11 protein-coding genes are annotated in these 13,203 nt (G+C 46.7%); 6 read left to right on the top strand and 5 right to left on the bottom strand.

Annotated features, from left to right (window positions below; all coding sequences use genetic code 11):
- Window positions 1–72 precede the first annotated feature (72 nt).
- Both CMO31_04135 and cysK read left to right on the top strand, forming a co-directional pair.
- Window positions 73–411, top strand: a complete 339-nt coding sequence (locus tag CMO31_04135; GenBank protein ID MAZ53189.1) for an NADH-quinone oxidoreductase — start codon at window positions 73–75, stop codon at window positions 409–411.
- Window positions 412–611: 200 nt separating this feature from the next.
- Window positions 612–1,559: a cysteine synthase A gene (gene cysK, locus CMO31_04130; GenBank protein MAZ53188.1), complete on the top strand. Its 948-nt coding sequence runs from the start codon at window positions 612–614 to the stop codon at window positions 1,557–1,559.
- Between the two features lie 96 nt (window positions 1,560–1,655).
- Here the strand turns inward: cysK and CMO31_04125 are convergent, their stop codons facing one another.
- On the bottom strand, window positions 1,656–2,417 hold the full coding sequence (locus tag CMO31_04125; GenBank protein MAZ53187.1) for a hypothetical protein: 762 nt from the start codon (window positions 2,415–2,417) through the stop codon (window positions 1,656–1,658).
- A gap of 5 nt (window positions 2,418–2,422) precedes the next feature.
- Window positions 2,423–3,202 carry an inositol monophosphatase gene (locus CMO31_04120; protein ID MAZ53186.1) on the bottom strand — a complete coding sequence of 260 codons (780 nt, stop codon included), beginning with the start codon at window positions 3,200–3,202 and terminating at the stop codon, window positions 2,423–2,425.
- 250 nt (window positions 3,203–3,452) lie between these two features.
- On the opposite strand from CMO31_04120, the gene CMO31_04115 reads away from it, so the two are divergent.
- From CMO31_04115 to CMO31_04100, 4 genes are all read left to right on the top strand, one after another.
- Window positions 3,453–5,042: a ketoglutarate semialdehyde dehydrogenase gene (locus CMO31_04115; GenBank protein ID MAZ53185.1), complete on the top strand. Its 1,590-nt coding sequence runs from the start codon at window positions 3,453–3,455 to the stop codon at window positions 5,040–5,042.
- Window positions 5,043–5,358: 316 nt separating this feature from the next.
- Window positions 5,359–6,477, top strand: coding sequence for a sporulation protein (locus tag CMO31_04110; protein MAZ53184.1), 1,119 nt, complete (start codon window positions 5,359–5,361; stop codon window positions 6,475–6,477).
- Window positions 6,478–6,776: 299 nt separating this feature from the next.
- Window positions 6,777–7,592, top strand: coding sequence for a 16S rRNA (cytidine(1402)-2'-O)-methyltransferase (gene rsmI / locus CMO31_04105; protein MAZ53183.1), 816 nt, complete (start codon window positions 6,777–6,779; stop codon window positions 7,590–7,592).
- A gap of 74 nt (window positions 7,593–7,666) precedes the next feature.
- Window positions 7,667–10,696: a transcription-repair coupling factor gene (locus CMO31_04100; protein ID MAZ53182.1), complete on the top strand. Its 3,030-nt coding sequence runs from the start codon at window positions 7,667–7,669 to the stop codon at window positions 10,694–10,696.
- Window positions 10,697–10,907: 211 nt separating this feature from the next.
- Here CMO31_04100 and CMO31_04095 read toward each other — a convergent pair whose 3' ends face one another.
- From CMO31_04095 to CMO31_04085, 3 genes are all read right to left on the bottom strand, one after another.
- Entirely contained in the window at window positions 10,908–11,363 is a 456-nt protein-coding gene (locus CMO31_04095; GenBank protein ID MAZ53181.1) for a hypothetical protein, read from the bottom strand.
- Between the two features lie 218 nt (window positions 11,364–11,581).
- Entirely contained in the window at window positions 11,582–12,445 is an 864-nt protein-coding gene (locus CMO31_04090) for a phytanoyl-CoA dioxygenase family protein (GenBank protein ID MAZ53180.1), read from the bottom strand.
- 125 nt (window positions 12,446–12,570) lie between these two features.
- Window positions 12,571–13,203 (bottom strand): hypothetical protein (locus CMO31_04085; protein ID MAZ53179.1); only part of this gene is annotated, 633 nt, incomplete at its 5' end.

Here is a 13,203-nt window from a genome sequence, read left to right as displayed (position 1 = left end):
AATAGTAAACTGGATTTCGTGAGCGAACCAGATAAAGCATTTTACTGTGTGTGGAGTAACGTTCTTGAATGGATGAGAGCCTATGCGAATGAGAATGGAGTTGCGCTTTTTGAAAAAGAGGCTGACTTTCCAGACTATATATATCGAATGGAGCGCCCCTACGAACTTCCCACCACCATTATGAGTGCGAGCCTATCAGATCGAGATGGAAAGCCTGTTTTGATGCTAAATGCAAGTCCGAGACACGCTATTTTCAAAGAGGTGGTGTTACACCCGTTCGAGTCTCACAGTTATCGGAAGCTAAAACTCAATTCTGAAGGCACTGCGCTGGTGGAAGGCAAGCGGCAGTTTACGCGTGAAATGCTTTACGGCCTAGCAGATGACCTTTTTGGGGAATCCATTTCATCCTGAACTACTGCGAACTAGTGGAACATGCTGTTTTTGTATGTCAGAAAAGTTTCACTACTTCTCAATCGATTAGTAATAATTAACCGCCAGGAGGTCTTGTTTGTAACCACGCAAGCCTTGCCAAAGATGAACAAGTGCTTTAGTTGGGGTTATGAGAAGTCTTCCCGACTGTGTTTTCGCTTCATCACAGCTAGACTAACAATATGAAACATCGTGGCGAACCCCTACGCTTTCGGCGCATGGACCATTTGATTGGTCACACCCCAATTGTAAAGCTACAAAATGTTGGTCATAAAGATATGGCTGAGGTGTGGGTCAAGCTTGAGGGACAAAACCCTGCGGGCTCTATCAAGGATAGAACTGCTTTAGGCATGATCGAGGATGCAGAGGACAAAGGCATCCTACAGCCTGGCTCTGGGCAGCGGATAGTAGAGCCCACGAGTGGAAATACAGGCATTGGATTAGCCTTTCTGGCTGCTGTTCGCGGTTACCGCTGTACCATCGTTTTGCCAGATAGTATGAGTGAGGAGCGCAAAAAGACATTAGTCGCCTACGGTGCTAAATTAGAGTTCACTCCAGGCCATTTGCGAATGCAAGGTGCCATTCCACGGGCCCAAGAGATTGCCGATCAAGATGGGGTTTGGATGCCTAATCAATTCGAAAACCCTGCCAATCCAGAACATCACTACCGGGTTACCGGACCGGAAATATGGGAACAGATGCAAGGTAGGATAGACGCTTTCGTTTGGGCTAGTGGTACGGGAGGGTCTATAAGTGGTATTGGTCGTTATTTCAAAGAGCAAAATCAACTGATCCAAGTAATCGCTGTCGAACCTATCACGAGTGCAGTTATTAGTGGTGGGCAACGGGGGCCACACCTCTTCCAAGGTATGGGACCAGGTTTCCTACCAAAAAACCTAGACCTCGATTTGCTTGATGGCGTTCGTTCCGTTAGGGAAGAGGATGCTTTCCCGCTAGCTCGCCTTCTTGCCTCTCAAGAGGGATTATTTGTTGGAATGTCATCTGGAGGAAGCATTTGGGCAGCTCTTGAGGTAGCTCGTGAACTTGGGCCAGGGAAAGTAGTTCTAACTTTGGCTGCAGATAGTGCAACACGGTATGTCAGTACAGAACTATTCGACGATAACTCATAGGTAGTGAACCCACTGAAGGGTCCAAGATCTCTGGTTGATTGATAGAAAGCGATGTAAGCAACAGTTGTTTCACCAATCACTTGATGTTGAAAGTACTCATGCGCTGATGTCGCTACCTGCGAACAAGTGCGACGAAGAGCCAACTGGCTTAGCGTCCTCCACACGATCAATCCTGAAAGTCAAGACTTTTTGCCTAACATGACAGTAGGCACGAATGTGCGTCCCATTGAATCTACGAACATCGACTGTTCTTTCCCGACCGTTATATACCATCCATACGCTGATCGATCCCTGAGCTGCCCTGTGGAAAACGTTTTCAAACTTACTACTAGAAAAATCTATCTTTATTACTTCCTGTTTGCCCTTCTTCTGATACAGTAGCTGCCCGTGTTTTAGGGCGTACTCGTAAAGGTCCCGGGTGAGACGTACGTCTTCAAGGCAGTAGCGTTCGAGTTCNCCCCAATTCTGTTGGCGGTAATATTCTAGGGCATCTAGCCCTGAACCAACCTTGGAGCTGCCTAAGGTCTCCTGTGCTATTGCATCGAGGCTTAAGCGGTGTCCAAGTGATTTTTGCACTTCGATCATCAAATCCCGTGTGGGAAGATCTAGCACCCACTCTCCCAGCGTACCGGCAAGTACGGGCCAGTCAAAAGCCACAAGATTAAATCCAATAATAAGATCAGCAGCCCGTAGTTCAGCTTCTAACCTAGCGAAGTCGTTTTCCCTATAGCCGTTAAAACACTCATTTTTATAGTGATAGACACCTACGATACTCACTCCTAACTCAGCCCTAAGATGCCTCCCACCAACCTCATCAAATGAATGTTTGGTTTCCAGGTCAAGAACCAGCTGATTCATTGTAATTACTCATCAACTTTAACGAGGCCTAAGATTTCATCGTGAATCTTACTATTGCTTGCGATAAGGACAGGGTCTACTAAACGATAAGTGTCACCTATTCGGTTGGTCACGGTTCCACCGGCTTCAGTAACTAGAAGCAAACCAGCGGCAACATCCCAGGGGTTGAGAGTCAACTCCCAATAAGCGTCAAGCCTGCCGCTTGCTACGTAACTGAGATCTAGAGCTGCGGCACCAGGCCTACGGATGGTTCTAACTTTTGGGAGGACCNTCGCGAACACTTTAATATTTGCCATGGCAGCCTCGGGGTCATAAGCGAAACCCGTAGCCAGCATAGATTTCTTCAAGATTGTTTCGTCTGTGACTGATATTGGACGACCGTTTAAGAAGGCTCCGGAACCACGTATCGCAGTAAATAATTCGTCACGGACAGGATCCAATACCACAGCTATCATTATCAATCCCTCAATTTCAAGAGCTATTGACACGCAGAAGTAAGGGAAACCGTGAGCATAATTTAAGGTTCCGTCAAGGGGGTCTACAATCCAACGATAACTACCCTCACTACTTTGTCCTAATTCCTCGCCTAGCACAGCATGATTCGGATAAGAACCCAAGAGCGTTTGGCGAATAGATTGTTCACACATCCTATCGACCTTAGTCACGAGGTCGGTATCTGTTGATTTTGTATCAATTTCTAAGTCTCCACCTAAATGAAACATTTGTATTCTTGCTGCTTGTTGAGCAGCTTCAATTGCGGTTTCTTGATAATCCACCAAATTCATAACGTTCATGATAACGCTCCTTGCAGCTGAAGTTGTGAGACAGGTCCCAGATAAAAATCAATGATTGCAATAANATCTCGTCAGAGTTAGAAGATTGGAAAGTGATTACTTAGGCCGCCCTACATTAGAATAGTAAAGGTTAGATCAACGTAGAATGAACGTAATGTGCTATCGCTTTACGTGAGACTATTGGTCTAATCTTAGAGCGTATTAAGACTAGATTATAATTCCAGATTGACAGGGGAGAAGTATGTCATTAGAGCCAATTCTTATAGCTGGTACTTGGAGTCAAGCTAAAGATCCAAAGGGAAGTTTTTCTGCTGTTAATCCAGCAACCAAACAAACCCTCCAAGAATCCTTTCCGGTTTCCGGTCGACTAGACATACAAGACGCTGTTCTAGCCGCTAAGGGGGCGGTTTCCAAACTTCGAACCCAGGGCCCTGAGAGAATTGCAACCTTCCTAGAACTATATGCAAGCGGCATCGAGGAACGATCAGAAGAACTAGTCAACAGAGCCAATCTCGAGACGGCTTATCCTCAGGAACCACGACTCCGTTCGGTGGAGCTACCCAGGACGACTGATCAATTAAGACAGGCTGCCGCAGCTGCATTACAAAGGTCTTGGACGCATTCCACAATCGAGACTGCCAGTAACATTAGGTCCATGTTCGGCCCTCTGGGAGGACCCGTAGTAGTCTTTGGCCCCAATAATTTCCCTTTCGCTTTTAATTCTGTAGCTGGTGGAGATTTTGCAGCAGCGATAGCAGCAGGCAATCCAGTGATAGCTAAAGCGAACACTGGTCATCCCGGGACGACAAAAATCTTAGCTGAGATTGCTTTAGAGGCTGTGAGGGCAAGTGGATTACCGGAGTCAATGGTGCAGATGATTTATCGAACACCACCTGAGATTGGTCTTGAGCTCGTGTCTGACCCGCTTGTGGGAGCAACCGGTTTTACGGGAAGTCAATCTGCAGGGCTGAGCCTTAAGGAGGCAGCTGATAANGCAGGAAAACCGATCTATCTAGAGATGTCTAGCGTCAACCCTGTTTTTGTACTTCCGGGTGTTTTGAGCGAACGCTCAAACGAAGTAGCAGACGAGCTTTACTCCTCATGTGCTCTAGGGGCAGGTCAATTTTGCACTAAGCCTGGACTGACAGTAATCATAGAGGGTAGTGCAGGGGAGAACTTTATTGACCAGCTAAGTGAACGCTTCGAAGGGAATCCAGCGGGAACTCTCCTTGGAGCTAGTGGGCTAAATGGCATTACCGAAGGTACAAGAGTCCTGCAAGCACATGGTGCGGAGATTGTAACTGGGGGCAAAGAGATAGACGAACCTAGATATGCTTTCGCTAATACTTTATTGCGGGTTAGTGGTGATGTTTTTTTACAGAATTCAGACGTCTTGCAAGCAGAGTCGTTTGGAACAGTTAATCTCGTGATNGTGTGTCGCGACATCACTCAGATGTCGGAAATAGTGTCNANNCTAGAGGGCAATTTGACAGGAAGTATNTACAGTCNTAGTGNTGGTGAGGATGATGCTGCATACCGTTGTCTTGCAGCTACCCTTCGTGAAAAGGTAGGACGTTTGCTCAATGACAAAATGCCTACGGGAGTCGCTGTAGTTCCGTCCATGAATCACGGAGGGCCGTTCCCGGCAACAGGTCATCCCGGGTTCACAGCTGTAGGAATTCCAGCTTCTCTTTCCCGCTTTGCTGCTCTATACAGTTATGACGAGGTAAGGTCCCACCGACTCCCTCCTGAGCTCCAGGACGTTAACCCAACTGGTTCTATGTGGCGGTTAGTTGACGGAGAGTGGACTAAGAATGATGTTCCAAGCTAATGTCAAAAAATAGGATCTTAACGTAAAAGGTTTTCAATAATTGAGATTGACATTATCCTGGAAAGAAGGTCCTTCTTTTGGCGTTGTACCGGTGAGGTGGGTTTCGCAATAGAGATCCGATGGGATGTTGAGTAGAACACTTCGGGCAGAAATCAACTCTCCACGGGTGGACTGAAAAGACTACTAATCGATTACTTTATCGCTTGTTGTGAAGGTTGCAGTTGTTACGATAATTTACTAAATGGGTATTGGGTCAGATGCTAATCGTGGAAAACTTCTAAACAAGGCATTGTTTTGGAGAGCATAATTAACTTCAATGCGTAATTTTATGTTGTGTGGATTAACGCTCTTGTTTTGTTCCAGTACTTTGAGCCAATCTTATGCCACGTCAGACATTCGTGTTCTTTTAGACAACGGTATTGCTACTGTGAACATCATTTTTAGTACTAAGCATCGTGGTTTTGTGGACGGAATATTAAAATTTGACGCTACATCGGGACTTGAATGGCAATTGGAAGCATTAGAAAGCCGATTATATGTCGACAACGAAAATATCGGCCAGAGTATTACGTTTCAACCTATAGGAAGTTTAATCAACTGGCGTGGCCAGAAATACCGTGGTGCAATTCAATTTGTTGCTGTAGGCGAGAAGATCAGGGTGATTAATCGCCTTGACCTCGAACAATACCTTCGTGGCGTCGTGCCAGCCGAAATGCAAGGAAACTGGCCTCTAGAGGCGCTTAAAGCACAGGCTGTAGCTTCGCGTAGCTATGCTCTGGCTAGGCTTAATCCCCAGGGAGACTACGACGTTTGCGGCACGATCCAGTGTCAGGTGTACCGTGGGGTATCTGTCGAGCACAACCGTAGTGACCGTGCGATACGGGAGACGAACGGAACGGTGCTTATGCATCAAGGTGAAATAGCAGTCACCTACTATCATTCGGATTCTGGGGGTACAGTCGCGTCTAGTGCTGAGGTGTGGGGGGTATTTGAGCCTTATCTAGTGAGTAAAAGTGATGTCGGTACTTACACACCACACCGTAACTGGCAGTTTCGAATTGACCCTTCAAGGGTAACTACAGCCTTACGAGGACTTGGTTCCGACATCGGCTCAGTTTCAAGTCTTCAGATTCTAGAATACAGTGAATCTGGTCGAGTTTCCCAACTAAAAATATCTGGATCGGACGGGAGTTTGGTCCTCAAGGGGCAGGTCTTAAATAAAATTGTACGAGGGTGGGGTATGAAGTCGACCCTATTTGTGCTTTTGGATGGCCTAACGGCTCAAGGAGACGGATGGGGACACGGAGTGGGTATGAGTCAATATGGGGCAAAGCAACTTGCTCAATCCGGTTATAAGTACAGCGAGATCCTGAGGTTTTACTACCCAGGTACACGATTAACAAATGTCAGGTCTCCGAGAACGCCTAAAGAATAAAATTTCGTGTTAATCCAAAAAATATGCAGGCGAGTTGTGCTCATGCTCCTACCAAATAAAGTTGTTCAGGCTGCTATTCAGAAATCCCTACCGGCGTCTGCATATTAAGGTTGTTTATTGAGGGTCCTTTAGTTATCAGGGATAATTAAGTGATAACCTGTTACGCTTGACGAGATGACAGTTGTTGTCGAGCTACCTGCACTTCTCAACTTTAGAGTCCTGATTGTCAACAAAAAGAACCNCCATTATTATGCGAGCCAAATGTACAGGGCCTCAAAATTAAGTGAAGGTGAAACCTAGTGACCCAACTGACATATGTACCAACACCGATCGGAAATTTGAAGGATATTACTATCCGAGCTCTTGAAGTCCTCCGGATTGCTGATGTGGTGGCGGCTGAGGACACTCGAAGAACACGGAAGCTATTGAGCCACTACGAGATCTCGACCCCGGTAGTGCGGCTTGACCAGCACACCATATCTACTAGGGCACGGAGAATTTTAGAAGCTAATGAATCGATAGCCTTCGTTACGGACGCTGGCACCCCAGGAATTTCTGACCCAGGCGCCGATCTACTAAAATTGGCACTTGGTCTAAACGTGGAGATCGAGGTTCTACCAGGCGCAACCGCATTAATCCCAGCCGTGGTCCTATCTGGCCTCCCTATTACCCGTTTCCGATTTGAAGGGTTTCTACCACGTAAGGGTAAAGCTCGACAGGAAAGGATAGAAGGTATTGCAGCGAGCGAGGTAGCAGTGGCATTGTATGAAAGCCCAAGTAGGGTCAGGTCAACTCTAGAGGATCTAGCGAGAACCTGTGGGGTTGAAAGGCAAGCTAGCTTTAGCCGGGAGATTAGTAAGCGNTTTGAAACAACTGTGCGGGGCGATTTGAAAACACTAATTGAAGTTATCGGCGAACAGACGCCTAAAGGAGAGTTTGTGCTAGTAATAGGCCCTAAAATACAAGGTCCTTCCCCACAGGACAATGCTGAGATCGCAAGAAGCTTAGCTAGAGAGGGTCTTTCCGGTCGTGCTTTAAGAGAGGCTCTAGTAGCTCGCGGGATACCTCGAAACGAGGCTTATATGCTTGCGCTGGCGGTAGCCTCTCACTCTTAGGACTTCTGAGAGCAGCTGATGTTAAAAGCTTTTGGAAGTGATGTGACTTGGAGCGATTCTAACTAGGGGAGATGATGAACGAANCAACCCAATCTAAACCAAAAATTCGTGAACGTCGGATCGGGCTTCCAAGCGTGGCCCGAGCTGCTCGTTTTGCAAGATATCCGGGTCCAGCAGTTCTGGTTACTACTGAAGAACGGTTAAGTTTATTTTCTGATTTGGATTTGTTCGGGGTGTCGTGTAGCAGTAACCCCAATTTGAGCGACTGGCCCGATCGTAATGAGAAGGTAGTTATTTCGCTCAAGCACGCTATGGCTAGCTTTCCAGATGAACCTGACAGTTTTGTAATGTCCCTAGAGCAAGGACGTGAATATCCCCGTCAGGATTTAATTGATAAGTTACTTAGTTTCGGTTACGAGAGGGATTCTGCGCCAGGTTTTACTGTACAGGGTGACACAGTCCTCGTCTTTATTAATGAGGATGTCGAAGATTTTTTCAGATTAGAATTTTTTGGGAACGAACTTGAAAACATTAGTCGAGGGGAGAAAGCCTTTTCGGTTCTTGATGTTACCCCAAAAGTTGGACTTAACATCCAAGAGGAATGGACAAATAAACTTATAGAACACCTCGAGGGAGTCATTTTTCTTGACGCACCGGAACTTTATCCAGGCGCATTAGGCGTTAAACAAAGTCTCTGGCTATGGGAGTATTTAGCTAATCGAGAAGTGATCTCTTTCGGACGTGATTCTATTGACTTGGTAGAAGTCGTTGATGACGTTATTTCTTTAAATCATTACCGTGGTCAATTATCTGATTTTGATCGTGATGTGAGAAGTTGGACTGAAGGCGGTTTTAGTGTCAGCATCCTCCTAAAATTTGAACGAAGCGGGGCTTACTTAAGAAAAAAAGTACTCAGTCAGGTAGAAAGCAAATGGATGAATCAGGTGAATCGGCACCCAGGAGTCGTTGGGATGGTCCTTGCTTCGGGTCCCCAAGAGGGGGGATATAAGAATCTGGTTTCGAAAGAAGTATTGATTACCGAAGAATTGCTATATGGATACCAAGGTGGGAGAAGGCTCAAACGTTTGAGTGGAAAACGGGTTCAAGATGCCTCCCAACTGAGTGTAGGAGATTTCCTAATTCACCCTGATCATGGTGTTGGCAGTTTTCTTGGCCTGGAACCCCGTAAGGTTGTTGGAATAGTTCGAGACTATCTAAATCTTCAATATGCTGGCGAGGGACGACTTTATCTTCCCGTAGATCAACTGCCTCTTCTCAGGCGTCACCCCGGAACCACTGATAACCCCCCACGACTATCAACTCTAGGAACTAACGAATGGGCGAGAGCGAAAGAGCGTGCACGTTTGAGTGCCCAATTATTGGCATCGGAACTTATCAAGGTCTATGCCAAGAGGCAGATTAGTGATGGGATTTCTTATCCTCCGCTACCCGAGTGGGACCCCCTAATAGAAGAGGGTTTTCCGTTTACGCTAACTCGAGATCAGGAATCTGCCATTTCATCTACTTTCGAAGACATGGAACGTTCGGTACCAATGGATCGCCTGATCTCCGGCGATGTTGGGTTCGGAAAGACAGAGGTAGCGCTTCGTGCGGCACACCGAACTCTAGGACATGGGAAGCAAGTGGCGATGCTTGTGCCGACTACGGTGTTAGCGAGACAACATTACGAAATCATTCGGGACCGATTCAAAGTGTTACCGGTCCGAGTAGCTATGCTGTCAAGATTTACTCCGGATAAGGAATCAAAAGAGGTAGAGAAAGGGATGAAAGACGGATCTATAGACCTTGTAGTAGGTACGCACCGTCTACTTGCAAGGGATGTTGTTTTCAAGAATCTTGGGTTATTGATCATAGACGAAGAACACCGTTTTGGTGTCGGGCAGAAAGAGCGTCTGAGGTCTTTACGGGATAATCTCGATGTGTTGTCCTTGTCGGCCACTCCAATCCCTCGGACCCTGTATATGAGCTTGGTTGGCCTTCGCGATGTTTCGCAAATCCTCACGGCTCCCGAGGGTCGTCAACCTATCCAAACNGTTCTACAGCCTTATGATGCCCTTGCCGTACGCGAGGCTGTACTCGCTGAGATCGAAAGAGGGGGAAAGGTCTTTTACATCCACGATAGGATTGGGTCGATCGGGTTACGAGCTCGGACCCTTTCACAGCTGATACCAGAAGCCCGTATTGGTGTAGCTCACGGCCAAATGGACATTAACTCTCTAGAAGAAGTAATGCTAGCTTTTGAAGATGGCGCTTATGATGTGCTGCTATCCACCACTATTGTTGAATCTGGACTCGATATAAACGGAGCCAATACACTCGTCATAGAGCGGGCTGACCGTTTAGGCCTAGCTCAGCTATACCAGCTCCGGGGGCGCGTTGGTAGACGTGAGACTGAGGCTTGGGCTTACTTATTTTATCCCGGAAGATTAACTGAGCAGGCTCAGCGGCGGCTCTATGCTATAGCTGAATTAGATGATTTGGGTAGCGGACATCTTCTCGCTGAGCGTGACATGGCAATTCGTGGAGTGGGCAACTTGCTCGGTCCAGAGCAGCATGGCCACGTTAATACTGTGTCGATCGTAGTTTATTCAGAGCTAGTTGCAGAAGAAGTAGCCAAACTGAAGGGAGAAAAGAGACCTGAAAAGCCACCGGTAGTGGGGCTACACGTGGAACTTGACGCCAGAATCCCAGCAACTTATATTTCTGATGATAACGAACGCATTACCAGTTATGGTCGATTAGCTGAGACAGATAGTTTGGTTAAGGTGAATCAGATAACCAAAGACCTAAGGCAACGTTATGGCCCTTTCCCTCCTGAAGTCAAAACTTTTCTAGATCTTGTTAAGCTTCGGCTTCTAGCTTCTGGTAAGGGTGTCGTTAACATCGAGGAACACCCGACCGATATTCAAATGAGTTTTGTATTGGATCAAAAAGATATCGATTTTGATTCCCGNAAACTTAGAGATCTTCCCTATTCGGTAGAGCCTACAAAGTATCCACCAGGTTTTAGTCTCAAAAAAAGAGGCCTAGCGCCCGAAAAGTTCCCCCAGGCTCTCATGGAGATACTGTATTTATGTGGCTAAATTATGAATCGTGACAATNTTCGTGATCCTAGGTTCCGAACCATTCATGTATAACAATTTAGATGGTTGGTTATTTATTTCTCGATAATCATATGGGTAATACAGGGCATCTCAAGCCTGGTACTGGGGTTTCACAAATCAATTTTTGACAAGAAGCATAAAAAAGTGGTGGGCTTAGACTTTTGAGGGGCCCACCACTTTTTNGTGACGTTTATTTAGAAAAGTTAATACCCAGTCGGGCAGATAACAAATCAACGCCATCAACATTTCCGAATGGTTCAAAAGTTGCGCCGCCTTCCAAGAAAGCGGATCCTATGCCCCCAAGATCATACTCGGCACCCACAAACGTGTTTAAGAGTACGCCTGTAGTACCGCCATCAATTAGAGCTAGTCCTGGTCCAGCTCCAAAGTAAAAATCAACAGCGGTAATTGGGGTAACAGGTAAATCGAGAATAACGTCAACTCCTAAAAGGTAGCCTGATGTGCTACCTAAGAGGAGTGTGCCGTTGCCACGGATATCTACTCCATCCCCAAGTCCATTTTCAAATCCCACATGCCCTGTCACCGCAAAGGGAAGGCTTCCCGACACGCCACCCCATACTTGAGCAAATGAAGTGCCTGCCCCAAGTACGAGTAGGGTCAGGAGGCCAACAAACAATCTGCGCATTTACTACCTCCAAAGTTGTCTTGAGAAGATTTAATCCTTCCCGCTTCAAGTTTTTATAGCACAGCTGTTTTTTGTTGAACCGTAGATTCCTTCACAACGACTACTTTCGTCCATCCAGTTATGCAAATAAATTTGTCCCAAAATCGAACCCGAAGAAGCTACTTAAGCGATTTAGTGAAGTTTCTAGGGTTAGTGACCATAATTTAACCTCGCTAACTTTAATCAGGAGGACGTGGCCCTAGCGGTTTCTCGGCAGCTCTGTCGGCAGCTTCTTCGGAAAACCATGAGGGTATTTTTTCTTCAGTTGGTCTGGGGTGATGCACCCAGTAGCCTTCTGGATCATGACCACGAGCTAGGATAGCGTACTTAGTACGTAGATCTTCGTTACCCCGCACTTCGACAGGGTGATACCGGAGGGTAAGGCCACAGCGACGACGGTTGGATGGGTTAGGCATGGATCCGTGAAGAAGCATGTCTGTGTGGAGAGAGATTTGGCCAGCTTTAAGCTCAACTGAAATTGGTTCCCCGTATTTCTCTTCGGGGTTATGAACGTGTTGGTTAAGCACGCCGTCTTCTTCGTCGGTGACCCATTCGAATGGGACGATGCCAAGATGATGCGTGGTGGGGAAGAGTTTCATGGCGCCATTTTCGACGTCCACATCATCGATTGCTATCCAGACAGTCACTACTTTACTGGGTGTGAGTGGCCAGAATTGTGCGTCTTGGTGCCAGTACACTGATTTTTTGTCTCCCGGTGCTTTCGAGAAGTAGGCACTCATGGTGCAAACGATGTTAGGGCCGATTATGTCCTCTACGTAGTCTAAGATGCGGTCGTCCGTGATGAGGTCATAGAGTCCCTGGCAGGTTGTGTGCCAGCCGTTTACGTCCCAATCGCCAAGTCCGTGTTCGTGTGCCATAACTAGGAGTTTGTCGAAGTACGAGCGGTTAGTTTCGATCTCGTCAGGCGAGTAAACGTCTAGTGGGAAGACGTACCCTACTTCGTTGTATTGTTTGATTTGCTCTTTAGTAAGTTTTTTTGGATCTTTTGTTTCAATGGGAAAGAATTTTAGTTCTCTCTCCATATCTGGAATAGCATCTGTTTGTGCCACTACCCGTACCTCCTGAATGGTTTGCAAACTAACTAAGGGCAACGTCTTGTTTAACTAATGATACAAAAAATTAAAAGTTTTAGGGTTGCTTATTGTTTTTACTTCCGGAATTCAGGTGAGGCAGGAGTTCCCCAGCGGTTAGACCAACGTTCGTTGGGATCCCACACCTTTGGGACGTATTTGGCGTCATCCCATATTTGTTGCATGTCGGCTGAAAACTCAACTATGTTCCCCTCGGTATCGTGGAAATAAATAAAAAGGTTATTGCCCGGTCCGTGTCGTCCAGGGCCGTAAAGAAGGACACGGTCATGCTGTGCTAAGTACTCAGCTTGTTGAACTAACTCCGCCATGTCCCTTACTTCAAAAGCTATGTGGTGGAGGCTTTGTTTTTGGTGACGTGATACAGCTAGGCCGTGATGGTCGGGGGTGCATCGCATCCATACGAAGTCCTCCCCAACGCAATCTGAGATACGAAGCCCAAGTACTTTGGTGTAGAACTCGAGACCAGCACCAAACTTTGGGGTTCTGAGAGTGATGTGTTGGAACTTTCTAGGTCGAACCGTTCGTACGCCAGAAGGTGGAGTGAGTTGGGACAAGCCAGTGATGAGTTCCACATTAAATCCAAGTGGGTCGCGGAAGCGAATAGACTCCTCATGCCCAAGTTCGGTTGAAAAGTTAGTTTGGCACTCTATGCCTGCTCTTAGTAATTGCTCTTGCGCCGCTTCGAGGTC

The sequence above is a fragment of the Trueperaceae bacterium genome, assembly GCA_002707365.1.
In the GTDB taxonomy this organism is placed as follows: Bacteria; Deinococcota; Deinococci; order Deinococcales; family Trueperaceae; genus UBA6957.
This window is presented reverse-complemented; position numbering and strand designations above follow the sequence as displayed.